The sequence below is a fragment of the Pseudomonas sp. Sample_14 genome (assembly GCF_004307515.1).
GTDB classification, from domain to species: domain Bacteria; phylum Pseudomonadota; class Gammaproteobacteria; order Pseudomonadales; family Pseudomonadaceae; genus Aquipseudomonas; species Aquipseudomonas atacamensis.
In genome coordinates this window covers 24,414-47,129 of the sequence record NZ_RCOC01000070.1, presented here as the reverse complement: position 1 = coordinate 47,129, position 22,716 = coordinate 24,414, and the positions used below count along the sequence as shown (strand labels likewise).

The 22,716-nt window shown below is 61.5% G+C and carries 22 protein-coding genes and 1 riboswitch; of the genes, 17 read left to right on the top strand and 5 right to left on the bottom strand.

From position 1 onward, the window contains the following. Window positions 1-94: 94 nt before the first annotated feature. Window positions 95-1,831, top strand: coding sequence for an IlvD/Edd family dehydratase (locus D8U61_RS16845; RefSeq protein ID WP_024013184.1), 1,737 nt, complete (start codon window positions 95-97; stop codon window positions 1,829-1,831). Window positions 1,832-2,027: 196 nt separating this feature from the next. Then, window positions 2,028-2,747, top strand: a complete 720-nt coding sequence (locus D8U61_RS16840) for a FadR/GntR family transcriptional regulator (protein WP_024013185.1) — start codon at window positions 2,028-2,030, stop codon at window positions 2,745-2,747. A 307-nt stretch (window positions 2,748-3,054) separates the two neighbouring features. Here D8U61_RS16840 and D8U61_RS16835 read toward each other — a convergent pair whose 3' ends face one another. Beyond that, the gene (locus tag D8U61_RS16835) at window positions 3,055-5,439 is read right to left on the bottom strand and encodes an RND family transporter (protein WP_024013186.1); all 2,385 of its coding nucleotides are present in this window, start codon (window positions 5,437-5,439) and stop codon (window positions 3,055-3,057) included. Further along, entirely contained in the window at window positions 5,436-6,479 is a 1,044-nt protein-coding gene (locus D8U61_RS16830; RefSeq protein WP_122507913.1) for a YCF48-related protein, read from the bottom strand. Before D8U61_RS16830 ends, D8U61_RS16835 begins: the two co-directional genes overlap by 4 nt. A gap of 461 nt (window positions 6,480-6,940) precedes the next feature. Here D8U61_RS16830 and D8U61_RS16825 point away from each other — a divergent pair, with 461 nt between their 5' ends. The 7 genes from D8U61_RS16825 to D8U61_RS16795 all read left to right on the top strand — a co-directional run bounded on the left by D8U61_RS16825 (window position 6,941) and on the right by D8U61_RS16795 (window position 12,277). After that, window positions 6,941-7,531 (top strand): amino acid synthesis family protein, encoded by a 591-nt coding sequence (locus D8U61_RS16825; RefSeq protein ID WP_007968626.1) that lies wholly within the window; start codon window positions 6,941-6,943, stop codon window positions 7,529-7,531. Between the two features lie 31 nt (window positions 7,532-7,562). Continuing rightward, complete coding sequence (locus tag D8U61_RS16820) at window positions 7,563-8,396, top strand: alpha/beta fold hydrolase (RefSeq protein ID WP_130927338.1); 834 nt, start codon at window positions 7,563-7,565, stop codon at window positions 8,394-8,396. Then, window positions 8,393-9,874: an aldehyde dehydrogenase gene (locus D8U61_RS16815; protein WP_042606772.1), complete on the top strand. Its 1,482-nt coding sequence runs from the start codon at window positions 8,393-8,395 to the stop codon at window positions 9,872-9,874. Before D8U61_RS16820 ends, D8U61_RS16815 begins: the two co-directional genes overlap by 4 nt. A gap of 12 nt (window positions 9,875-9,886) precedes the next feature. Next, a complete protein-coding gene (locus D8U61_RS16810; RefSeq protein ID WP_130927337.1) occupies window positions 9,887-10,372 on the top strand; it encodes a flavin reductase family protein in 486 nt (161 codons plus the stop codon). A 128-nt stretch (window positions 10,373-10,500) separates the two neighbouring features. Continuing rightward, window positions 10,501-10,890 (top strand): carboxymuconolactone decarboxylase family protein, encoded by a 390-nt coding sequence (locus D8U61_RS16805; protein WP_024013190.1) that lies wholly within the window; start codon window positions 10,501-10,503, stop codon window positions 10,888-10,890. 57 nt (window positions 10,891-10,947) lie between these two features. Beyond that, on the top strand, window positions 10,948-11,712 hold the full coding sequence (locus tag D8U61_RS16800; RefSeq protein WP_016775014.1) for a GntR family transcriptional regulator: 765 nt from the start codon (window positions 10,948-10,950) through the stop codon (window positions 11,710-11,712). 1 nt (window position 11,713) lies between these two features. Beyond that, window positions 11,714-12,277: an NUDIX hydrolase gene (locus D8U61_RS16795; RefSeq protein ID WP_130927336.1), complete on the top strand. Its 564-nt coding sequence runs from the start codon at window positions 11,714-11,716 to the stop codon at window positions 12,275-12,277. A 138-nt stretch (window positions 12,278-12,415) separates the two neighbouring features. Here D8U61_RS16795 and D8U61_RS16790 read toward each other — a convergent pair whose 3' ends face one another. Further along, window positions 12,416-12,712, bottom strand: coding sequence for a DUF1330 domain-containing protein (locus D8U61_RS16790; RefSeq protein ID WP_016775016.1), 297 nt, complete (start codon window positions 12,710-12,712; stop codon window positions 12,416-12,418). 68 nt (window positions 12,713-12,780) lie between these two features. Between D8U61_RS16790 and ribBA the strand changes: the two genes are divergently transcribed. The 5 genes from ribBA (at window position 12,781) to D8U61_RS16765 (ending at window position 18,237) form a co-directional block, all read left to right on the top strand. Further along, a complete protein-coding gene (gene ribBA, locus D8U61_RS16785) occupies window positions 12,781-13,890 on the top strand; it encodes a bifunctional 3,4-dihydroxy-2-butanone-4-phosphate synthase/GTP cyclohydrolase II (RefSeq protein WP_130927335.1) in 1,110 nt (369 codons plus the stop codon). Between the two features lie 428 nt (window positions 13,891-14,318). Further along, on the top strand, window positions 14,319-15,344 hold the full coding sequence (locus D8U61_RS16780; protein ID WP_130927334.1) for an ABC transporter substrate-binding protein: 1,026 nt from the start codon (window positions 14,319-14,321) through the stop codon (window positions 15,342-15,344). Further along, window positions 15,341-16,249, top strand: coding sequence for an ABC transporter permease (locus tag D8U61_RS16775; RefSeq protein ID WP_130927333.1), 909 nt, complete (start codon window positions 15,341-15,343; stop codon window positions 16,247-16,249). The genes D8U61_RS16780 and D8U61_RS16775 overlap by 4 nt, the downstream gene beginning before the upstream one ends. 6 nt (window positions 16,250-16,255) lie before the next feature. Further along, on the top strand, window positions 16,256-17,065 hold the full coding sequence (locus D8U61_RS16770; RefSeq protein WP_007918021.1) for an ABC transporter permease: 810 nt from the start codon (window positions 16,256-16,258) through the stop codon (window positions 17,063-17,065). A gap of 17 nt (window positions 17,066-17,082) precedes the next feature. Continuing rightward, window positions 17,083-18,237, top strand: a complete 1,155-nt coding sequence (locus D8U61_RS16765; RefSeq protein ID WP_130927332.1) for an ABC transporter ATP-binding protein — start codon at window positions 17,083-17,085, stop codon at window positions 18,235-18,237. Window positions 18,238-18,438: 201 nt separating this feature from the next. Here the strand turns inward: D8U61_RS16765 and map are convergent, their stop codons facing one another. Both map and D8U61_RS16755 read right to left on the bottom strand, forming a co-directional pair. Continuing rightward, complete coding sequence (map, locus tag D8U61_RS16760) at window positions 18,439-19,230, bottom strand: type I methionyl aminopeptidase (RefSeq protein WP_130927331.1); 792 nt, start codon at window positions 19,228-19,230, stop codon at window positions 18,439-18,441. Next, entirely contained in the window at window positions 19,227-19,454 is a 228-nt protein-coding gene (locus tag D8U61_RS16755; RefSeq protein WP_122698096.1) for a ParD-like family protein, read from the bottom strand. The genes map and D8U61_RS16755 overlap by 4 nt, the downstream gene beginning before the upstream one ends. A gap of 120 nt (window positions 19,455-19,574) precedes the next feature. Then, window positions 19,575-19,769: riboswitch (cobalamin riboswitch) on the top strand. Between the two features lie 138 nt (window positions 19,770-19,907). Here D8U61_RS16755 and D8U61_RS16750 point away from each other — a divergent pair. From D8U61_RS16750 to D8U61_RS16740, 3 genes are read left to right on the top strand one after another with little or no spacing between them, the layout of a single operon-like run. Continuing rightward, window positions 19,908-20,921 carry an ABC transporter substrate-binding protein gene (locus D8U61_RS16750; RefSeq protein ID WP_125927338.1) on the top strand — a complete coding sequence of 338 codons (1,014 nt, stop codon included), beginning with the start codon at window positions 19,908-19,910 and terminating at the stop codon, window positions 20,919-20,921. Further along, a complete protein-coding gene (locus tag D8U61_RS16745; RefSeq protein ID WP_073471135.1) occupies window positions 20,918-21,934 on the top strand; it encodes an iron ABC transporter permease in 1,017 nt (338 codons plus the stop codon). Before D8U61_RS16750 ends, D8U61_RS16745 begins: the two co-directional genes overlap by 4 nt. Then, entirely contained in the window at window positions 21,931-22,695 is a 765-nt protein-coding gene (locus D8U61_RS16740; protein WP_125927337.1) for an ABC transporter ATP-binding protein, read from the top strand. Before D8U61_RS16745 ends, D8U61_RS16740 begins: the two co-directional genes overlap by 4 nt. Window positions 22,696-22,716 lie beyond the last annotated feature (21 nt).

Below are 22,716 nucleotides of genomic sequence, written 5' to 3'. Positions count from 1 at the left end.
TACTAATTACCCAACAACACTTCCAAAGCGCGGATTTTGAGCTTAGATTAAGCGTCAGCTCGCAAACAATAGTCTTACAATAAGAGAATCGATCATGTCTGATAAGAAACCCACCCTGCGCTCCGCCCAATGGTTTGGCACGGCCGACAAGAACGGCTTCATGTACCGCAGCTGGATGAAGAATCAGGGCATCGCCGACCATCAGTTCCACGGCAAGCCGATCATCGGCATCTGCAACACCTGGTCGGAACTGACTCCGTGCAACGCGCACTTCCGCCAGATCGCGGAGCACGTCAAACGCGGGGTGATCGAGGCCGGTGGTTTTCCGGTGGAGTTTCCGGTGTTCTCCAATGGCGAATCGAACCTGCGCCCGACTGCCATGCTCACCCGCAACCTGGCGAGCATGGACGTTGAAGAAGCGATTCGCGGCAACCCGATCGACGGCGTCGTGCTGCTCACCGGTTGCGACAAAACCACTCCAGCACTGCTGATGGGCGCGGCCAGTTGCGACGTGCCGGCCATCGTCGTCACCGGCGGGCCGATGCTCAACGGCAAGCACAAAGGCAAGGATATCGGCTCTGGGACCGTGGTCTGGCAGCTCAGCGAACAGGTCAAGGCCGGCACCATCACCATCGATGACTTCCTCGCGGCCGAGGGCGGCATGTCGCGTTCGGCGGGCACCTGCAACACCATGGGCACCGCGTCGACCATGGCGTGCATGGCTGAAGCGCTGGGCACTTCGCTGCCGCACAACGCCGCGATTCCGGCCGTAGATGCGCGCCGTTATGTGCTGGCGCACATGTCCGGCATGCGTGCGGTGGAGATGGTGCGTGAAGACCTGAAACTGTCGAAGATCCTCACCAAAGAAGCCTTCGAAAACGCTATTCGTGTCAACGCTGCCATCGGCGGTTCGACCAACGCCGTGATCCACTTGAAAGCCATCGCCGGGCGCATCGGCGTCGAGCTCGATCTGGACGACTGGACCCGCATCGGTCGCGGCATGCCGACCATCGTCGACCTGCAACCGTCCGGGCGTTTCCTGATGGAAGAGTTCTACTACGCCGGTGGTTTGCCAGCGGTGCTGCGCCGCCTCGGTGAAGCCAATCTGATCCCCAACCCGAACGCACTGACGGTCAACGGCAAGTCCATCGGCGAGAACACCAAGGACGCGCCGATCTACGGCGAAGACCAAGTGATCCGCACCCTCGACAATCCGATTCGCGCCGACGGTGGCATCTGCGTGTTGCGTGGCAATCTGGCGCCGCTGGGCGCGGTGCTCAAGCCGTCCGCCGCCACTGCTGAACTGATGCAGCATCGCGGGCGTGCGGTGGTGTTCGAGAACTTCGACATGTACAAGGCCCGGATCAACGATCCGGAGCTGGACGTCGATAAGGATTCGATTCTGGTGATGAAAAACTGCGGGCCGAAGGGTTATCCAGGCATGGCCGAAGTCGGCAACATGGGTTTGCCAGCCAAGCTGTTGGCAGAAGGCGTGACCGACATGGTGCGTATTTCCGATGCACGCATGAGCGGCACCGCGTACGGCACGGTGGTTTTGCACGTCGCCCCGGAAGCCGCAGCCGGCGGGCCTTTGGCGGCAGTAAAGGAAGGCGACTGGATCGAGCTCGATTGCGCCAGCGGCCGTTTGCATCTGGACATTCCGGATGCTGAACTGGCCGCGCGAATGGCCGATCTGCAAGCACCGCAACAGTTGCTGGTGGGCGGTTATCGTCAGCTGTACATCGACCACGTGCTGCAGGCGGATCAGGGTTGCGACTTTGACTTCCTGGTTGGCTGCCGTGGTGCCGAGGTTCCGCGCCACTCTCATTGACACCCCACTGATCGTTCCCACGCTCCGCGTGGGAATGCAGCCCGGGACGCTCCGCGTCCCTTTCAGAGCTGGAACGCGGAGCGTCCCTTGAGGCATTCCCACGCAGAGCGTGGGAACGATCATTGCCTACCTCAAGATTGTGCCGTGCCTGCTATGATGCGCGGCATCTCCATCGCTCAGGATCGCGCCACTCCCCATGGATTACCGCAAACCTTCCGACCGTAAAAGCATGCACTCGCGCATCGTCCAGGAACTGGGCATGCAGATCGTCTCCGGACGCTTTTTGCCCGACGACAAACTGCCCGCCGAAGCCCTGCTGTGCGAGGAGTACGCGGTCAGTCGGCCGGTGTTGCGCGAAGCCACGCGGGTGCTGGTGGCCAAGGGTCTGGTGTATTCCAAACCGCGCGTCGGCACCGTGGTCAAGGCCCGCCGTGAGTGGCACATGCTCGACCCGGACGTGCTGCACTGGCTGATGCAGAGCAGCCCGCAGAATGAATTCTTCAACGTGCTCACCAGCGTGCGCAGCATCATCGAACCGGCAGCCGCCGCCCTCGCCGCTCAGCATGCGACCGATGCCGACATCGCTGCGATCAACGAAGCCTACCAACGCATGGAAGCCGCGCCGACCCCGGAAGCGCTTTTGCAACCGGACCTGGACTTCCACAGCCGCATCGCCGATGCGACGCACAACGACCTGCTGGCGAACCTGTGCAACATGTTGGCGGTAGCAATTGCCGAGGCGTTGAAGCATTCCAATCAGCGGCCGAATCTGCATGAACTGGCGTTGCCCAGGCACAAGGCGATTCTGACCGCCATCGAGAACCGCGATGCCCTGGGCGCCCGGCATGCGACGCTGGTGCAGTTGGATGATGCGCGTAGTGCGTTGAGTGTTGTGCTTGGCGCAGAGCTTTCTTAGGGCTTGAGATCGCTTGCCCTCACCCTAGCCCTCTCCCAGAGGTAGAGGGGACCGATTGGGGGATATTTGAGATTTACGCCGACTTGAACGATTTGCGCTGAATCCAACATCGCTTGGTATTGCAGGTCCAGTGATTTGCTTTGAATCCATAATCGACTCGATCTTTCAGGTCGGTGTATGGCGAAAGACGCCGCGGTCAGTCCCCTCTCCCTCCGGGAGAGGGCTAGGGTGAGGGGCGCTTGATCTTGAAGCACAAAAAAAGCCGCAACCCCCAAAGGTTGCGGCTTTGTCGTTTCAGCCTGTCAGATCAGTGGGCAAACAGCGAATTGCCCTTCTGCCCCGCCAGCTTCTCCGGCTTGATCAGGAACTTCGCCAGCGCCGGCAGCAGCCACAGCGCGCCGAACATGTTCCACAGCAACATGAAGGTCAGCATCAGGCCCATGTCGGCCTGGAACTTGATCGCCGAGAAGATCCAGGTGCACACGCCGATCGCCAGGCACAGGCCGGTGAACAGCACCGCTTTACCGGTCGACTTCAGCGTCTGGTAATAGGCTTCCTGCAACGGCAGCCCGGCACGCAGGAAACTTTCCAGGCGGCTGTAGATGTAGATGCCGTAATCCACGCCAATCCCCACGCCCAACGCCACCACTGGCAGCGTCGCGACTTTCACGCCGATGCCCATGAACGCCATCAGCGCGTTGCCGAGTACCGAGGTCAGCACCAGCGGCAGGACGATGCACAGGGTCGCTGCCCATGAGCGGAAGGTGATCATGCACATCACTGCCACGCAGATGTACACCAGGATCAGGATGGTCAGCTCAGCCTGTTTGATGACTTCGTTGGTGGCCGCTTCGATCCCGGCGTTACCGGCGGCGAGGATGAATTCCAGGCCGTCCTTGTTGTTTTCCTTGGCGAACTCCTGCACCGCGTTGACCGCACGATCGAGGGTCTCAGCTTTGTGATCGTTGAGGAACACCAGCACTGGCGCCAGCGAGCAGCTGTTGTTGTACAGGCCATCAGCGCGGGCGATCGAGTTGTTCAGCACGTCCGGGTTGCGCGACAGGGTTTCCCATTTCAGGTTGCCCTCGTTCATGCCCTTGATCATCTGCTTGGACACGGTCACCAGCGAGATCGCCGACTGCACGCCCTCGGTGTTCTGCATCTTCCACATCAGCTGATCGATCGGCGCCATGGCTTCGTAGCGCGAGCAGCCTTCGGCCTTGGTCTTGACCATCACCACCAGCACGTCGGAGCTGGTCGAGTAATTGCTGATAATGAAGTTGTTGTCCTTGTTGTAGCGCGAGTCCGGACGCAGTTCCGGCGCGCCCTGGTCGAGGTCGCCGATCTTCAGGTTCTGGCTGTACCAGAGGCCGCCACCGAAGGCGATCAGAGCCAAGGCTACCGAAATCGGTGCGACTTTCGGGCTGGCGAAGTTCGACAGCAGGCGCCAGAACGGGTGCTCGCGGTTGGCGTCCTTCTTGCTCTTGGCAATCGCGCGCTTGCTGATGCCGACATAGGAAATCGCCACCGGCAGCAGGATCAGGTTGGTGAACACGATCACCGCAACGCCGATAGACGCGCCGATGGCCAGTTCACGGATCACCCCGATGTCGATGATCAGCAGGGTGATGAAGCCCACCGCATCGGCCAGAATCGCGATCATCCCCGGCAGGAACAACTGGCGGAAGGTGCGTCGTGCCGCGGTCAGGGCGTTATCGGCCTCGCTGGATTGCAGGGCGATACCGTTGATCTTCTGCACGCCGTGGGAAATGCCGATGGCGAAAATCAGGAACGGCACCAGCATCGAATACGGGTCGAGCCCGAAGCCGAAGAAGTGCATCAAGCCGAGCTGCCAGACCACCGCCACCAGCGTTGTGCTCAACACCGCGATGGTGCTGCGCAGGCAGTTGGTGAACCACAGCAGCAGAATCAGGGTGATGACGAAGGCGACACCGAAGAACAGCACCACCATCACCAGACCGTCGATCAGGTCACCGACCTTCTTGGCGAAACCGACGATGTGGATCTTGATGTTGGGGTTCTGCGCTTCGAACTTGTTGCGGATCTTGTCTTCGAGCTCATGGGAGAACTGGCGATAGTCCAGCGCCAGCAACTTGCCCTGATCCTGCGGGTCCGGATAGGCCTCGAGCAGCGGGATGTCGACAATGCTCGACTTGAAGTCGTTGGCCACCAGACGCCCGACCTGGCCGGACTTGAGCACGTTGTTGCGCAGCAGATCGAGGCTGTCCTGCGAGCCGTTGTAGCTCTGCGGAATCACTTCACCGCCGGCGAAACCCTCTTCGGTCACTTCGGTCCAGCGTACGCTCGGGCTCCACAGCGATTTGAGCCCGGAACGGTCGACGCCGGAAATGTAGAACACTTCGTCGTTGATCTGGCGCAGGGTCTCCATGTACTCCTTGGAGAAGATGTCGCCGTCGGTGGCTTCCACCGAAATACGCACCGTGTTGCCCAGGTTCGCCAGATCGTTGCGGTGCTCCATCATCTTTTCGATGAAGGGATGCTGCAGCGGGATCATTTTTTCAAAACTGGTCGACGGCCGAATCAGCGTGGCCTGCCAGAACAGGAAAATGCTCACCACCAGGCAGATCAGGATCACGGCCGGACGGTTATTGAAGATCAGGCGCTCGAGAACCGTCGCCTTTTCCTGCTGAGGAGTGATCAAGGAAGTCATAGCCCCGCCTTCTTGTTATTGGTCTCGGCACCGTTTGGCTGGGTGATGTGCAAGCCACCCTGCCCGGTCAGAATCAGGTTGCCGTTGCCGGCGGCGGTGACCGACGACAGCGAAATGCGATCCGGGCGGTTGAACACGCTGAAGGTTTCGCCGTTGTCGCTGCTGCTGATCACCGAGCCGCCGTTACCGACGATGACGATCGAGCCGTCTTCCAGCAGCGTGCCGCCGGACAGGCCGAACTCCAGCGCACCGCGTGCAGCTTTGAGTTCGACTTGCTCCCAGTTGCTGCCGAAATCAGTGGAGCGATAAAGATTGCCGCGCAAGCCGTAAGCCAGCAGGGTCTGCGGCTGCGCCGTGCCGATCACGCCGAACAGTGAACCTTCGTACGGGCCTTCAAGCTTTTCCCAGGTCTGGCCGTCATCGGCGGAGCGGAACATGCTGCCGGACTCGCCGACGATAAACAGCCCGGCGTCTTTCACGGCGGCGATGGCGTTGAGGTGGAACTGGTCTTCGTTGTCGAGGCGATCGCTGACGTCTTCCCAGTGCTTGCCGCCATCGGAGGTTTCCAGCAGCGTGCCGTAGGCGCCCACGGCAAAGCCGCTGCTGGCGTCCTTGAACCAGACGTCGAGCAGCGGCGATTCGCGTGCGAGGTCTTCGAATTGTTTGGTCCAGGTCAGACCGCCGTCTGCGCTGGCGAGAATCTGTGCATCGTGGCCCACGGCCCAACCGTTTTTGTCATCGACGAAATACACGGCAGTGAGCAGTTGCCGGGTTGGCACCTTGGCCTGGGTCCAGGTTTTGCCCTGGTCATCGGAATAGACGATGTGCCCGCGATCGCCGACCGCGACCAGACGCGCGCCAGCGTGGACGACATCAAGAATCAGGCTTTTCGCGGCCTTGGCCGATTCGGTGGCATAGACCACGTCAGCCGGGGCCTCGGCGGCAATCACAGGTGCCGATAACGTGGCAAAGCCCAGCAGCGAGAGTGCTGTGGCCAGCAACGCGGTGTTGCGTAACGCCGGCGGGCGGCAACGACTCATAGACCTTCCCCTATTTATTATTGTTGGGCCATCGGGCCTTCAAGGGCGCCGCAAGGGTGCTCGGCTAGTGGCAGATCAGAAGCATAGTCCTGAAACCCGCAATCCAGAGCCCCTTCGGAAGCTGGCTCATCCTATCGGGCTTTGCAAATGTCTGACAATCGGCGCCGCGTTATCTTTTGTTAACCGAAAGCGGCTCTCTGTAACCCATCATTTTCCCTGTGGGAGCGAGCCTGCTCGCGAATGCGGTGTATCAGTCACCCTGTTTATTGGCTGACCCACCGCTTTCGCGAGCAGGCTCGCTCCCACAGGGTTTGTGGTGATGGGTGGTTTCGCGCCAAAGGCTGAATGCGCAGCCATTCGTAGGATGGATGACGCAATTGTCGCTGCGGGGACTTGCAGGATCGGTATTATGGTATACCATCAGACGCACAGACACTCTCAATCCCCCAACGGAGCAGCTCATGAGTTTCGAAATTCGCAAGATCGTCAGCTATGTCGAAGAAACCTTCATCGAAGGCGGCAAGGCTACTGACAAGCCGGTGACCATGGTCGGCCTCGCCGTGGTGATGAAGAACCCGTGGGTGGGCAACGGTTTTGTCGAAGACCTCAAGCCGCAGATCCGCGCCAACTGCTCCGACCTCGGCGCAATGATGGTCGAACGCCTGGTCGGCATCATCGGCGGTGCCGAGAAGATCGAGGCGTACGGCAAAGCGGCGGTCGTCGGCGCTGATGGCGAGATCGAGCACGCGTCGGCGGTGATCCACACCCTGCGCTTCGGTAACCACTATCGCGAAGCGGTAAAAGCCAAGAGCTACCTGAGCTTTACCAACAAGCGCGGCGGCCCGGGCACGTCGATTCAGATCCCGATGATGCACAAGGACGACGAAGGCCTGCGTTCGCACTACATCACCCTGGAAATGCAGATCGAAGACGCGCCGCGTGCTGACGAAATCGTCGTCGTGCTCGGTTGCGCCGACGGTGGCCGCCTGCACCCGCGCATCGGCAACCGCTACATCGATCTGGAAGAACTGGCTGCCGAAAAAGCCCAGTAATCACAATAAAAAGGCATTGCAGGAGCGCTCCATGATTCGGCTCACCGCTGAACTCACCCCGGCTGGCACCAGTTACCTGGCGACCGGCCAAGGCCAGCCCGTGGTATTGATCCACGGCGTGGGCCTGAACAAAGAAATGTGGGGCGGGCAGATTGTCGGCCTCGCCAGCCAGTACCAGGTGATCGCCTACGACATGCTCGGCCACGGCGCCAGCCCGCGCCCGGCCAGCGGCACCGACCTGCTCGGTTACGCCGATCAGTTGCTCGAGCTGCTCGATCACCTGAATCTGCCCCAGGCAGCGGTGATCGGTTTCTCCATGGGCGGTCTGGTCGCGCGGGCCTTCGCCCTGCACTACCCGGAGCGCCTGCAAAGCCTGGTGGTGCTGAACAGCGTGTTCAACCGCAGCGAAGAACAGCGTGCCGGCGTGATTGCCCGCACTGCCCAGGCTGCCGAACATGGCCCGGACGCCAATGCCGAAGCGGCGTTGTCGCGCTGGTTCAGCCGTGAATATCAGGCGGCCAACCCGGCGCAGATCGCCGCGTTGCGCCAGACCTTGGCCAACAACGATCCGCAGGGCTATCTGACCACTTATGAATTGTTTGCCACCCAGGACATGTACCGCGCCGACGATCTGAGCAGCATTCAGGCGCCGACGCTGATCGCCACCGGCGAACTCGACCCCGGTTCAACCCCGGAAATGGCCGAGCAACTGGCCCGACGCATCCCCGCTGCGAAGGTTGCCGTGCTGCCCGAGCAACGGCATATGATGCCGGTAGAGTCGCCGCGTCTGGTCAACCAGATGCTGCTGGAATTTCTCCAATTCGCACACTCCCGACAAAACCATATAAAGGGGATCGTTGCATGACACTCGCACGCTTCCAGATGTGCATCGGCGGAGACTGGGTCGACGCCCTCTCCGGCAAGACCTTCGAAAGCCTCAACCCGGCCTCCGCGCAAGCCTGGGCGGAACTGCCCGACGCCGATGAAGCGGACGTCGAACGCGCCGTGCAAGCAGCGCAAACTGCTTTTGACAGCCCGGCTTGGCGCGGTCTGACCGCCACTGCGCGCGGCAAACTGCTGCGCCGCCTCGGTGATCTGATCGCAGAAAACAAGGAACACCTGGCGCAGCTGGAAAGCCGCGACAACGGCAAGCTGATCCGCGAAACCCGTGGCCAGGTCAGCTATCTGCCGGAGTTCTTCCACTACACCGCAGGCCTCGCTGACAAACTGGAAGGCGGCACCCTGCCGCTGGATAAACCGGATCTGTTTGCCTACACCGTGCACGAAGCCATGGGTGTGGTCGCCGCGATCATTCCATGGAACAGCCCGCTGTACCTGACCGCGATCAAACTGGCCCCGGCCCTCGCCGCCGGCAACACGATTGTGATCAAGCCGTCCGAGCACGCCTCGGCGACCATTCTCGAGCTGGCACGCCTGGCCCTCGAAGCCGGGATTCCGCCGGGCGTGGTCAACGTCGTCACCGGATACGGCCCGAGCACCGGCGCCGCCCTCACCCGTCATCCGCTGATCCGCAAGATCGCCTTCACCGGCGGCGCGGCCACGGCTCGGCATGTAGTGCGCAGCAGCGCCGAGAATTTCGCCAAGCTATCGCTGGAGCTGGGCGGCAAGTCGCCGAATATCATCTTCGCCGACGCCGATCTCGACAGCGCGATCAACGGTGCGATTGCCGGCATCTACGCGGCGTCCGGGCAGAGTTGCGTGTCCGGTTCGCGCTTGCTGGTGCAGGACGAAATCTACGACGAGTTCGTCAATCGCCTGGTCGAGCGCGCCCAGCGCATCCGCATCGGCAACCCGCAGGAAGACCACAGTGAAATGGGTCCAATGGCCACCGCGCAGCAACTGGCGGTGGTCGAAGGTCTGGTCGCTGACGCCATCGCCGAAGGCGCGCGTTTGCGCACCGGTGGCAAGCGTCCGGCGGATCTCGGCGAAGGCTGGTTCTACGAGCCGACGCTGTTCGAGTGCGACCGCAATTCGATGAAGATCATGCAGGAAGAAGTCTTCGGCCCGGTGGCTTCGGTGATTCGTTTCAAGGACGAAGCCGAAGCGCTGGCGATCGCCAACGACTCGCAGTTCGGCCTCGCTGCCGGCATCTGGACCCGTGACCTGGGTCGCGCCCATCGTCTGGCGCGCGATGTGCGCTCGGGGATCATCTGGGTCAACACCTACCGTGCGGTGTCGGCGATGGCGCCGATCGGCGGCTTCAAGAACAGTGGCTATGGACGCGAAAGCGGCATCGATTCGGTGCTGGCCTACACCGAACTGAAAACGGTGTGGATCAACCTCTCCCAGGCGCCAATGCCTGATCCGTTTGTGATGCGCTAGGAGTCCTGCGAAATGATCGAACCCGGCATTTACAAAGACGTCATGAGCTCATTTCCGTCCGGCGTTACGGTGGTCACCACCCTCGACCCGGACGGCGGCATCGTCGGCATCACCGCCAGCGCGTTCAGCGCGCTGTCGATCGACCCGGCGCTGGTGCTGTTCTGCCCCAACTATGCGTCCGACACCTACCCGGTACTGCGCGACAGCAAGAAATTCGCCATCCATTTGCTCTCCGCCGAGCAGACCGCCGAAGCCTACGCGTTCGCCGGCAAGGGCAAGGAAAAGGCCAAGGGCATCGACTGGCACCTGAGCGACCTGGGCAACCCGATCCTGGCCAAGGCCACAGCGATCATCGAGTGCGAGTTGTGGCGTGAATACGACGGCGGCGATCACGCGATCATTGTCGGCGCAGTGAAGAACCTGATCCTGCCCGAGCAACCGGTGACGCCGATGATTTACCACAAGGGCAAGCTGGGCGCGTTGCCAACCCTTGTTTGAGAACAATGCAAAACCCTGTGGGAGCTGGCTTGCCAGCGATGGCGACGGGACATTCAACATCAATGCTGACTGAACTACCGCTATCGCTGGCAAGCCAGCTCCCACAGGATTGAGGTGAGGCGAAAGAAATGAGTAACGAAAAGTATGAAAAAGGCCTGCAAATCCGCACGCAGGTACTCGGCGAAGCCTATGTTCAGCGCTCGATCGAGAACGCCGACGATTTCACCCGTCCGCTGCAGGAAATGGTCACCGAATACTGCTGGGGCCATGTATGGGGGCGTGAGGGTCTGTCGCTCAAGGAGCGCAGCATGATCAACCTGGCAATGATCTCGGCGCTCAACCGCCCGCATGAACTCAAGCTGCATGTGCGTGGCGCCTTGCGTAACGGCCTGAGTCGTGAGCAAATACGCGAAATTCTGCTTCAGGTCGGCATTTATTGCGGCGTTCCGGCGGCCGTGGACAGTTTCCGGCTGGCCCGTGAAGCCTTTGCCGAAGCCGACGCCGAGGCCTCCAGTTAACCCTCGGCTGTTTTGATGCCCGTCTGGCATGGACAGCCAAGCTCAAGAGCGGACCCCATGAAACGCCAGCCACTCGACGACAGCTTCAAGGTCAATCGCAACCCCGTTACCCTGCGCGAAATCGTGCTGGACAAACTGCGTAGCGCGATCATGAATTTCCAGCTCATGCCAGGTGATCGCCTGGTCGAACGCGACCTGTGCGATCGCCTCGGTGTCAGCCGCACTTCGGTGCGCGAAGCCTTGCGTCACCTTGAATCCGAAGGTCTCGTCGAATTCGCCGATGCCAAAGGCCCGCGCGTAGCCATCATCACCCTCGACGACGCCGTCGATATCTACGAATTGCGTTGCGTGCTCGAAGGCCTGATCGTGCAGCTGTTCACCCTGCGCGCCAAAGCCAAGGACATCAAAGCCCTGGAAAAAGCCCTCGATGACAACCGCAAGGCGCTCAAGGACGGCGAGCTGCAACAGGTCATCGACTCGGTGCAGGGCTTCTACGACGTGCTGCTCGAAGGCTCGGGCAACCATGTCGCCGCCACCCAATTGCGTCAGTTGCAGGCACGCATCAGCTATCTGCGCGCGACCTCGGTGTCCCAGGAAAACCGGCGCGGCGCAAGTAATCACGAGATGGAAAAAATGGTCGAGGCGATCAAGAGCGGCGATCCGCTGGCGGCGCATCAGGCGTGTGTCGATCACGTCCGCGCGGCCGCCGCCGTGGCCCTCGATTACCTCAAGCGCAAACAGGAAGAAACCGGCGTCGCCGTCAAAGGCACCCCGGCGATCACCCTGCCGATCGCGCTGAAAGAACCCCGCATAGGTCAATGACATGTTCAGCCCGAGCTTTTGCCCGAAATGCGGTGGCCCTGACCTCGGTCAGCAGACGCCGCCGGGTGATACGCACGAGCGCCTGATGTGCTGCGGCTGCGGCTACATCCACTACGTCAATCCGAAGATCATTGCCGGCTGCATCATCGAGCAGGACGGCAAATACCTCTTGTGCCAACGGGCGATCCCCCCGCGCCCGGGCACCTGGACCCTGCCGGCCGGTTTCATGGAAAGCGGTGAGACCACCGAGCAGGCGGCGCTGCGCGAAGTCTGGGAAGAAAGCGGCGTGCGCGCGGAAATCGTCTCGCCGTATTCGATCTTCAGCGTGCCGAAGATCAGCGAGGTGTACATCATCTTCCGCGCCATCGCCCTGGAAATCACCGGGCAGTACGGGCCGGAGACCATGGATTACAAGTTCTTCGCCCCGGAAGAGATTCCGTGGGAGCAGATCTACTACCCGGCGATCCGGCAGATTCTCGAGCGCTATATCGAAGAGCGCCAAGCGGGGGTTTACGGGATTTACATGGGTAATGATGACAGCGGCAAGATCCATTTCATGCGCTAAAAATCACCAGTCCCCTGATCGTTCCCACGCTCCGCGTGGGAATGTCTCTACGGACGCTCCGCGTTCGGCTCTGGATGGGACGCAGAGCGTCCCGGGCTGCATTCCCACGCGGAGCGTGGGAACGATCATCAGTGTGGCTTAAATTGGGTTGATGCCTTCAACGATGATGATCTCCGCCCTCGCCCATTCTTCGCGATAACTTTTCGCCTCCTGATACGCCGCCGAGCGGTAGCACGCCACGGCTGTTTCGTAGCTTTCAAACTCGATGATCACCGTGCGCTGTGGCGTCTGCCGCCCTTCCAGCGCTTCACTGCGCCCGCCTCTGGCGAGAAACTTGCCGCCGAATGCGGCAATCGCCTGCGGGGTGCGCTGGGTGTATTGGCTGTAGTGCTCGGCATCGGCTATATCCACATGTGCAATCCAGTACGCCTTCATAGTGACCTCTTTGTTGATTTTGTATTATGGTATACCAATATATTTCCAACGAACCCTGAGAGTCCAGCATGGCCTTCAACAGCATCGAAGAAATCATCGAAGATTATCGCCTCGGCAAAATGGTCCTGCTGGTCGATGACGAAGACCGCGAGAACGAAGGCGACCTGCTGCTGGCCGCCGACCGTTGCACGCCGGAGGCTATCAGCTTCATGGCCCGCGAAGCACGCGGGCTGATCTGCCTGACCCTGACCGACGAACATTGCCAGCGCTTGGGCCTGGAGCAAATGGTACCCGCCAACGGCAGTGTGTTCAGCACTGCATTTACCGTGTCGATCGAAGCGGCGGTCGGCGTGACTACCGGCATTTCCGCAGCAGATCGGGCCTGCACTGTTGCCGCCGCCGCGGCGCCAAATGCCCGCGCCGAAGATCTGGTGCAGCCAGGCCACATCTTCCCGTTGCGCGCCAAGGAAGGTGGCGTGCTGACCCGCGCCGGGCACACCGAGGCCGGCTGCGACCTGGCGCGTCTGGCCGGTTTCACCCCCGCCTCGGTGATCGTCGAAGTGATGAACGACGACGGCACCATGGCCCGCCGCCCGGATCTGGAGCAGTTCGCACGCAAGCACGGGATCAAGATCGGCACCATTGCCGACCTCATCCACTACCGCCTGAGCACCGAGCACACCATCGAACGCATCGGTGAACGTGAGCTGCCGACGGTGCATGGCACCTTCCGTTTGATCACCTTCGAAGATCGCATCGAAGGCGGCGTGCACATGGCAATGGTCATGGGCGATCTGCGCCGCGAAGAGCCGACGCTGGTGCGCGTGCACGTGATCGATCCGCTGCGCGATCTGGTCGGCGCCGAGTACAGCGGGCCGACGAACTGGACGCTGTGGGCGGCGCTGCAACGGGTCGCGGCGGAAGGTCATGGGGTTGTGGTGGTGCTGGCCAATCATGAATCGTCGCAGGCGTTGCTCGAACGCGTGCCGCAGCTGACCCAACCGCCACGGCAGTTCAGCCGTTCGCAATCGCGGATTTATTCCGAGGTCGGGACTGGGGCGCAGATTCTGCAGAACCTTGGGGTTGGCAAGCTGCGCCACCTTGGCCCACCGCTGAAGTATGCGGGGTTGACCGGGTATGACCTTGAGGTGGTTGAGAGCATTCCGTTCACTGAATGACGCCGCCCTCACCCCAGCCCTCTCCCAAAGGGAGAGGGAGCCGACCGAGTTGACCGGTCGCTATACATCGACCTGGGATACCGAGTCGAACTCAGCTTTGAGCAGCATACGGATCCACTCCTTTTCCCATTACCGAATCGGGCTCGGTTTTGAACAGCATGAAGATCGGCTCCCTTTCCCCCTCTCCCCTTGGGAGAGGGCTGGGGTGAGGGGCTGGATCTCACATTCACAAAATATCTCAGGCCGAACGGCGCAAAAAAACCAACCGGCCAGATAACCGGTAAGGCAAAGTGCTTGCACAAAGTTTGGAATACCATAATATGATATTCCATAGACCGGACGAACCGAAAAACCGTCCAGCTACTGCTCCCGACAGGCGGGCAACAACGCAAGGCCCGCTCAAAAAACACAACAATGAGGGCGTGAACATGGTGTTGAACAAAGCTGCAACCGCGATCTTTTTCGCGGGACTGCTCAGCGTTACCGGCCAGGCTGCAATGGCTGCCGAAAGCGTGAATTTTGTCAGCTGGGGCGGTAGCACCCAGGATGCGCAGAAACAGGCCTGGGCCGATCCGTTCAGCAAGGCCAGCGGCATCACCGTCGTCCAGGACGGCCCCACCGACTACGGCAAACTCAAGGCCATGGTCGAAAGCGGCAACGTGCAGTGGGACGTGGTCGATGTCGAAGCCGATTTCGCCCTGCGCGCCGCTGCCGAAGGCCTGCTTGAACCCCTCGACTTCAAAGTGATCCAGCGCGACAGGATCGACCCGCGCTTCGTCAGCGATCACGGCGTCGGCTCGTTCTTCTTCTCCTTTGTCCTCGGCTACAACGAGGGCAAGCTCGGCGCCAACAAGCCGCAGGACTGGAGCGCGCTGTTCGACACCAAGACGTGGCCCGGCAAACGCGCCCTGTACAAATGGCCAAGCCCCGGCGTGCTCGAACTGGCGCTGCTGGCCGATGGCGTACCTGCCGACAAGCTCTACCCGCTGGATCTGGATCGCGCCTTCAAGAAACTCGACACCATCAAGAAAGACATCGTCTGGTGGGGCGGCGGCGCGCAGTCGCAGCAACTGCTCGCGTCCGGCGAAGCGAGCATGGGCCAGTTCTGGAATGGCCGTGTGCACGCCTTGCAGGAAGACGGCGCACCGGTCGGCGTGAGCTGGAAACAGAACCTGGTCATGGCCGACATTCTGGTCATCCCCAAAGGCTCGAAAAACAGAGATGCGGCGATGAAGTTCCTCGCCAATGCCAGCAGCGCCAAAGGCCAGGCCGACTTCTCCAACCTGACCGCCTACGCGCCGGTCAACCTCGACAGTGTGGAGCGTCTGGATTCGACGCTGGCCCCCAACCTGCCGACGGCTTACGCCAAGGATCAGATCACCCTTGATTTCGCTTACTGGGCCAAGAACGGTCCGGCTATCGCGACACGGTGGAACGAATGGCTTGTCAAATGAAAATCGCGGCCACTGCGCCCCGTTCTTCCACTGCCACCGGGAGCGCCGCCGGCGCTGCCGGTTCGGCTTTCAAGCAACGCTGGCGCGGCGCCGGCAACCTCGTCCCGGCGCTGCTGTTCCTCGGCCTGTTCTTTCTGGCGCCGTTGATTGGCCTGCTGCTGCGCGGTGTGCTCGAACCTGTGCCGGGTCTCGGCAACTACGAACAGTTGTTCGCCAACTCGGCCTATGCGCGAGTGCTGCTCAACACCTTTTCGGTGGCCGGGCTGGTGACGCTGTTCAGCCTGCTCTTGGGCTTTCCGCTGGCCTGGGCGATCACCCTGGTGCCGCGCGGCTGGGGGCGCTGGATCCTCAACATCGTGCTGCTGTCGATGTGGACCAGCCTGCTCGCCCGCACCTATTCGTGGCTGGTGTTGCTGCAAGCCTCGGGCGTGATCAACAAGGCGCTGATGGCGCTGGGCATCATCGATCAACCGCTGGAGATGGTGCACAACCTCACGGGCGTGGTGATCGGCATGAGCTACATCATGATCCCGTTCATCGTGCTGCCGTTGCAGGCGACCATGCAGGCCATCGACCCGATGATCCTGCAGGCCGGCTCGATCTGTGGCGCCAGCCCGTGGACCAACTTCTTCCGGGTGTTCCTGCCGCTGTGCCGGCCGGGTCTGGCCTCCGGCGGTTTGATGGTGTTCGTGATGTCGCTCGGTTACTACGTCACCCCGGCGCTGCTCGGCGGGGCGCAGAACATGATGCTGCCGGAGTTCATCATTCAGCAGGTGCAATCGTTCCTCAACTGGGGCCTGGCCAGTGCCGGCGCCGCGTTGCTGATCGCAATCACCCTGGTGCTGTTCTACTTCTACCTGAAGCTTCAACCGGAATCCCCGGTTGGCGCCAGTAACGCGAGGTAAGCCGACATGCTCCTGACCCCCAATGCCATGAGCCGGCGCATGCGTTTCGGCCTCTACGCCACTACCGGGCTGATCGGTCTGTTCCTGCTGTTGCCGATCGTGTTCATCGTGCTGCTGTCGTTCGGCTCCTCGCAGTGGCTGGTGTTCCCGCCACCGGGCTGGACGCTGAAATGGTACGGCCAGTTCTTCTCCAATCCCGACTGGATGAACGCCGCTGCCGCCAGCCTCAAGGTCGCCGTGCTGACCACGATCTGCGCTGTGGCGCTCGGTTTGCCGACCGCGTTTGCGCTGGTGCGCGGGCGCTTCCCCGGCCGCGAGATGCTCTACGGCCTGTTCACCCTGCCGATGATCGTGCCGCTGGTGATCATTGCCGTGGCGGTGTACGCGCTGTTTCTCAAGCTCGGCTACACCGGGACGATGTTCGCCTTCGTCGTCAGCCATGTGATCGTCGCGCTGCCGTTCACCATCATCTCGATCATCAACTCGCTGAAGCTGTTCGATCAGTCGATTGAAGACGCGGCGGTGATCTGCGGTGCCTCGCGCCTGCAAGCGGTGTTCAAGGTGACGTTCCCGGCGATCCGTCCGGGCATGGTCGCCGGCGCCCTCTTCGCCTTTCTCGTTTCGTGGGACGAAGTGGTGCTCAGCGTGATGATGGCAAGCCCGACTCTGCAAACCCTTCCCGTGAAAATGTGGACCACCCTGCGCCAGGACCTGACCCCGGTGATCGCCGTCGCTTCGACGCTGCTGATCGGCCTGTCGGTATTGGTCATGGTGATCGCCGCCGCCCTGCGCCGGCGCAACGAAATCAGCGCCTGAGCGCCCAGGAGTACGACATGAGTGCCGTTATCAAAGACGCATCCCAGCAGAACGACAAACCCCTGGTCAGCCTGCGCAACCTGAACAAGCACTACGGCGATTTCGCTGCCGTCGACAATATCTCGCTGGACATCAAGGACGGCGAATTCCTGACCTTTCTCGGCTCCAGCGGCTCGGGCAAGAGTACGACGCTGTCGATGCTCGCCGGGTTCGAAACACCGAGCAGCGGCGAGATCCTCGTCAACGGCCAGTCGCTGGTCAATGTGCCGCCGCACAAGCGCGACATCGGCATGGTCTTTCAGCGTTACTCGCTGTTCCCGCATCTGTCGGTACGCGACAACATCGCCTTCCCTCTGGCGATTCGCAAACTGGCTGCGGCCGAGCGCGAAAAGCGCGTCGATGCGATGCTCAAACTGGTGCAGCTCGAACAGTTCGCCCATCGCCGCCCTTCGCAACTGTCCGGCGGTCAGCAACAACGTGTCGCCATCGCCAGGGCGCTGGTTTACGAGCCACGCATCCTGCTGATGGACGAACCGCTGGGCGCGCTGGACAAGAAGCTGCGCGAGGACTTGCAGGATGAACTGCGCCAACTGCACCGGCGCCTGGGCATCACCATCGTGTACGTGACCCACGACCAGGAAGAAGCCATGCGGCTGTCGCAACGCATCGCGATTTTCAGCCACGGCAAGATCGTCGGTCTGGGCAGTGGTTATGACCTTTACCAGAATCCGCCGAATGCATTTGTCGCGTCGTTCCTGGGCAATTCGAACTTCCTCAAGCTCAAGGCGCAAGGCAATGCGGCAGCGAGTTTCGAGGGTCAGTTGTTGTCGATTCGGCTGACGTCCGGGTTGCACACTGATCAGGATGTGCTGCTGATGGTGCGTCCGGAAAAGGCCTTGGCGCTGAGCACGCAGCAGGCGCTGGATGAGCCGCTGGCGGCAGGCTGGAATGAGGTATCGGCGAATGTTGTGGAGGTGCTGTTTCTCGGTGAGAGCCAGACGTGCAGCGTGGTCACTGCGGGCGGGACGTCGATGACGGTGAAAGCGCTGTCGGCAGCGGGCATGCCACTCAAGGCCGGCGATCAGGTCCGGGTGCGCTGGGCGACGGCGGATGCTTGTGTTTATACCGAGTGGACCGAGAGCGATTTGAACAAGGCTGCCGGTGCTCACTGATTGCGCTGAGTCAGTTGGTCTACCCCTCACCCCAGCCCTCTCCCCCACGGGGGGCGAGGGGGAAAGGGAGCCGATCTTCATGCTGTTCAAAATGTAAGTTCGACTCGGTATCGCACGTCGGCGTATCTCGCAACAACACCTCGGTCAGTCCCCTCTCCCATTGGGAGAGGGCTAGGGTGAGGGCAAGCAGGCGACACGGTATTAGCCAATGGCCCGGTACCCTTCAATCTCATCCGGCCACGCCGTCAGCACTTCAAACCCGCTCTCCGTCACCGCGACCATATGCTCCCACTGCGCCGACAACGAGCCATCCTTGGTCAATACGGTCCAGCCATCCGGCATGTTCTTCACATGGCGTTTGCCGGCATTGAGCATCGGTTCCACGGTGAAAATCATCCCGGCCTTGAGCTTCAGCCCTTGATTGGGAAAGCCGTAATGCAGGATTTGCGGTTCGTCGTGATAGACCTTGCCGATGCCATGGCCGCAGTACTCGCGCACCACGCTGAAGCCCTCCGCCTCCGCCAGGCTCTGGATCGCGTAACCGATATCGCCCAGCGTTGCACCCGGTTTCACTGCGCGAATGCCCGCGCACATCGCGTCGTAAGTGGCCTTGATCAGGTGCTGCGCCTCGGGGCTCGCCTCACCCACGACGTACATGCGGCTGGTATCACCGAACCAGCCATCCTTGATCACGGCGATGTCGAGATTGACGATGTCGCCATCCTTCAATGGCGTGCCCGATGGAATCCCGTGACACACCACGTCGTTGACCGACGCGCAGACGGTTTTCGGAAAGCCGTGATAACCGACGTTGGCCGGAACGGCTCTCTGCACATTGACGATGTAGTCGTTGCACAACCGGTCCAGCTCATCGGTGGTCACACCGGCCTTCACATGCGGCACCAGCATCGCCAGTACTTCGGCGGCGAGTTTGCCGGCAGCGCGGGATTTTTCGATGTCGGCCGGCGTGTTGATCTTGATCTGGTTTCTCATGCGCTGACGGTTTCCTGAGTCAGTTGTTGCAGATCCAGGCCACCATTCTGTTCGGCGCGGATCAGCAGGCGGCAAATGGCGCTGTGATCGAGGTTGGGATGCAGCTCGGCGAGCATGCCGATGCGCATCCAGTGCTCGGCCTGCGCGTTGATCGAGCGGCTGAGGGCGTTGCTGGAGATGCGCAGGTTCTCGTGCATGTCCTCTGAAATTTTTACGATGCCCATATATGAATCCGATACGATGTGTATATGGAACGTATATTAATCAGTGCATACGGCCGATTGCAATGCCAACGGCAAAATCGACGCTGTGGCAGATTCGCCTCCCCCTCCACCGCGCAAATCGACTACCATGCCGCCGCCGGTTTCCACACGGAATTAATAGGGAATCCGAAATGCTTGCACAGCATCAATCGGAACTGCCCCCGCAACTGTAGGTGCCGAGCCTGCTCCTCGACTGCCACTGGGTGAATCCCGGGAAGGCCGGAGCGTGGCGATGACGCATCAGTCAGGAGACCTGCCGGCACAGTGACTGACTAACCGGCGGGGTGTCCGGGAAGGACATCGTGCCGTGCGCATTTTCCCTGTGCCGGCCTTGCGCAGTTTCCACGACCGCGCCCGAGGTGTGTTTCCAACCGTACCCGCCTGCTCCCGTACGGTTCTCCTGGAGACTGCCCCATGCTGCTGCCCCGCGTTGCCACCCTGCTCACCGCTTTGAGCCTTTGCGCCCTGGCGCAAGCGACGCCGACTGCGTATCCGCTGACCGTGGAGAACTGCGGCAGCAGCCTGACCTTTCAGCACGCGCCCGCGCGCACGGTGACCATCGGCCAGGCCGGTACGGAAATGCTTTATGCCTTGGGCCTGGGCGACAAAGTCGTCGGCACCTCGTTGTGGTTCAACGACGTGCTGGGCACATACAAAGCGCAGAACGACAGGATCGAGCGCCTCGCCGACAACGAGCCGAGTTTCGAAGCGGTGATCGCCAAACGCCCGGAACTGGTAGCCGTCGAGCTGGAATGGATGGTCGGCCCGCAAGGCGCGGTCGGCACCCGCGAGCAGTTTCATGAACTGAAGATTCCGACCTATCTGCTGCCCTCCGATTGCGAAGCCAAGGACAACCTCGTCGGCTCGGACGGCACGCGGCTGGCGCCGTTTCGCATCGACAGCATCTACAAAGCCGTGAGCCAGCTCGCAGCGATTTTCGATGTGCAGGCGCGTGGCGAGCAGCTCAATGAGCAGCTCAAAGCCAGCCTCGCGCAGTCGATCGCCACGGCGAAAAAGCAGCAGCGCAAAGACGTCAGCGCCCTGGTGTGGTTCTCCAGCGCCGAGATGGACATCGAGCCTTTCGTGGCCGGGCACAAAGGCGTTCCCGATTTCATGCTCAGCACCCTCGGCGTGCGCAACGTGGTCGAGTCGGATGAAGAATGGCCGACCGTCGGCTGGGAAACCATCGCCAAGGCCAACCCGACATTTCTGGTGATCGCGCGCATGGATCGTCGACGTTTCCCGGCGGACGACTATCAGAAAAAACTCGCCTTCCTGCGCAGTGATCCGGTGACGCGCAACATGGACGCGGTCAAGCACAACCGCATCATCATCCTTGACGCCATGGCCATGCAGGCCAGCCTGCGCACCTTCGACGGCCTCGCACAACTGGCCAGCGCCATCAACGGCTACGACCTGTCGCCATGAGCAGACGCCTGATACGTTTGCTGCTGGTGCTGTTGACGCTGTCGGTCGCGCTGATTGGCGGCGTGGCCATTGGTGAGACTTCGATCGAGCCGAGCGTGGTGTTGCAGGTGCTGGCCAACAAGCTGTGGGGCGCAGGTTATGTGCTCGACCCGATCGACGAAGGCATTGTCTGGAACTATCGCCTGACCCGCGCGCTGGTCGCGGCGGCCTGCGGCGCCGGTCTGGCGACCTGTGGCGTAATCCTGCAGTCGCTGCTGCGCAATCCGCTGGCCGATCCGTATCTGCTGGGTATTTCTGCTGGCGCCTCGACTGGCGCGGTGATGGTCGCCCTGCTTGGCGTCGGCGCCGGGGCGATTTCACTGTCGGTCGGTGCCTTTGCCGGCGCGGTGACGGCGTTCGTGCTGGTGATCCTGTTGGCACGGGTCAGCGGCTCGGCCAGCGGCACCGGACAGATCATTCTGGCCGGGATTGCCGGTTCGCAGCTGTTCAACGCCCTCACGGCTTTTCTGATCACCCGCTCGGCCAGCTCCGAACAAGCGCGCGGAATCATGTTCTGGTTGTTGGGCAATCTCGGCGGCGTGCGCTGGCCGTCGGTGTGGCTGGCGGTGCCGGTGGCGGTGTTGGGCTTGGTTGTTTGTCTGTGGCATCGCCGAGCCTTGGATGCGTTCACCTTTGGCGCGGACTCGGCAGCCTCCCTCGGCATTGCCGTGCGCCGCGTGCAGATTCTGTTGATCGGCTGCGCCGCGCTGGTGACGGCGGTGATGGTGTCGATTGTCGGCTCGATCGGTTTTGTCGGCCTGGTGATTCCCCATGCCGCGCGGTTGTTGCTCGGCACGGGGCATGCGCGTCTGTTGCCCGCCAGTGCGTTGGGCGGCGCAGTGTTTCTGATCGCCGCCGATGTGCTGTCGCGCACCCTGATCAAGGGTCAGGTGATCCCGGTCGGCGTGATCACTGCGTTGGTCGGCGCGCCGGTATTCGCGCTGATTCTGGTGGGCCGGAGATCGGCGCGATGAACACGGTTCTGAGTTGTGCGGGTGTGGGCTTCAAAGTGCGCGGTGCCGAGTTGCTCAATGGTGTCAGTCTCGATGTTCAGCGCGGCGAGACCCTGGGCATTGTCGGGCCGAACGGTTCGGGGAAATCCACTTTGCTGAAGCTGCTCGCCGGCTTGCGTGAACCGAGCGCGGGCCATGTGCAGCTCGGAGGTCAGGCGCTGGGCAAAATGTCGCGGCGCAGCATCGCGCAGACACTCGCGGTGGTTGAGCAACAGGCCGATACCGACGATGGCATTCGCGTGTTCGACGCGGTGGCGCTGGGGCGCACGCCGTGGTTGTCGGCGCTGCAACCGTGGTCGCCGGCCGATGAAGCCATCGTCGAGCAAGCGCTGGTCGACGTCGACGCCGTGCACCTGCGCAACCGCCTCTGGCGCAGCCTCTCCGGCGGTGAACGCCAACGCGTGCACATCGCCCGCGCACTGGCGCAGCGCCCGCAGATCCTGCTGCTCGACGAGCCGGCGAATCACCTCGACATCCAGCATCAGTTGAGCATTCTGCAAGTGGTGCGCGCACTGCCGGTGACTACGCTGATCGCCCTGCACGATCTCAATCAGGCGCTCAAGTGCGATCGCCTGGCGGTGCTGGAGCGCGGGCGTCTGGTCGCGCTTGGCGAGCCGCTGCACGTGCTGACGCCGGAGCGTTTACAGACGACTTTCGGGGTCAGGGCGCACTATCTGACGGACCCGTTCGATGGTGCACCGATATTGCGCTTCGTCGCTTGATGCATGTGTAGCTGACACACC

Bases quoted from the DNA above. Each gene is read 5' to 3' on its own strand.
- D8U61_RS16840 (WP_024013185.1), top strand. From the start codon at position 2,028: ATGGATTACCGCAAACCTTCCGACCGTAAAAGCATGCACTCGCGCATC.
- D8U61_RS16800 (WP_016775014.1), top strand. From the start codon at position 10,948: ATGAAACGCCAGCCACTCGACGACAGCTTCAAGGTCAATCGCAACCCC.
- D8U61_RS16750 (WP_125927338.1), top strand. From the start codon at position 19,908: ATGCTGCTGCCCCGCGTTGCCACCCTGCTCACCGCTTTGAGCCTTTGC.
- D8U61_RS16740 (WP_125927337.1), top strand. From the start codon at position 21,931: ATGAACACGGTTCTGAGTTGTGCGGGTGTGGGCTTCAAAGTGCGCGGT.
- D8U61_RS16835 (WP_024013186.1), bottom strand. From the start codon at position 5,439: ATGACTTCCTTGATCACTCCTCAGCAGGAAAAGGCGACGGTTCTCGAG.
- D8U61_RS16755 (WP_122698096.1), bottom strand. From the start codon at position 19,454: ATGGGCATCGTAAAAATTTCAGAGGACATGCACGAGAACCTGCGCATC.
- D8U61_RS16790 (WP_016775016.1), bottom strand. From the start codon at position 12,712: ATGAAGGCGTACTGGATTGCACATGTGGATATAGCCGATGCCGAGCAC.
- D8U61_RS16830 (WP_122507913.1), bottom strand. From the start codon at position 6,479: ATGAGTCGTTGCCGCCCGCCGGCGTTACGCAACACCGCGTTGCTGGCC.
- D8U61_RS16765 (WP_130927332.1), top strand. From the start codon at position 17,083: ATGAGTGCCGTTATCAAAGACGCATCCCAGCAGAACGACAAACCCCTG.
- D8U61_RS16815 (WP_042606772.1), top strand. From the start codon at position 8,393: ATGACACTCGCACGCTTCCAGATGTGCATCGGCGGAGACTGGGTCGAC.
- D8U61_RS16775 (WP_130927333.1), top strand. From the start codon at position 15,341: ATGAAAATCGCGGCCACTGCGCCCCGTTCTTCCACTGCCACCGGGAGC.
- D8U61_RS16780 (WP_130927334.1), top strand. From the start codon at position 14,319: ATGGTGTTGAACAAAGCTGCAACCGCGATCTTTTTCGCGGGACTGCTC.
- D8U61_RS16810 (WP_130927337.1), top strand. From the start codon at position 9,887: ATGATCGAACCCGGCATTTACAAAGACGTCATGAGCTCATTTCCGTCC.
- D8U61_RS16845 (WP_024013184.1), top strand. From the start codon at position 95: ATGTCTGATAAGAAACCCACCCTGCGCTCCGCCCAATGGTTTGGCACG.
- map (WP_130927331.1), bottom strand. From the start codon at position 19,230: ATGAGAAACCAGATCAAGATCAACACGCCGGCCGACATCGAAAAATCC.
- D8U61_RS16825 (WP_007968626.1), top strand. From the start codon at position 6,941: ATGAGTTTCGAAATTCGCAAGATCGTCAGCTATGTCGAAGAAACCTTC.
- ribBA (WP_130927335.1), top strand. From the start codon at position 12,781: ATGGCCTTCAACAGCATCGAAGAAATCATCGAAGATTATCGCCTCGGC.
- D8U61_RS16745 (WP_073471135.1), top strand. From the start codon at position 20,918: ATGAGCAGACGCCTGATACGTTTGCTGCTGGTGCTGTTGACGCTGTCG.
- D8U61_RS16770 (WP_007918021.1), top strand. From the start codon at position 16,256: ATGCTCCTGACCCCCAATGCCATGAGCCGGCGCATGCGTTTCGGCCTC.
- D8U61_RS16795 (WP_130927336.1), top strand. From the start codon at position 11,714: ATGTTCAGCCCGAGCTTTTGCCCGAAATGCGGTGGCCCTGACCTCGGT.
- D8U61_RS16820 (WP_130927338.1), top strand. From the start codon at position 7,563: ATGATTCGGCTCACCGCTGAACTCACCCCGGCTGGCACCAGTTACCTG.
- D8U61_RS16805 (WP_024013190.1), top strand. From the start codon at position 10,501: ATGAGTAACGAAAAGTATGAAAAAGGCCTGCAAATCCGCACGCAGGTA.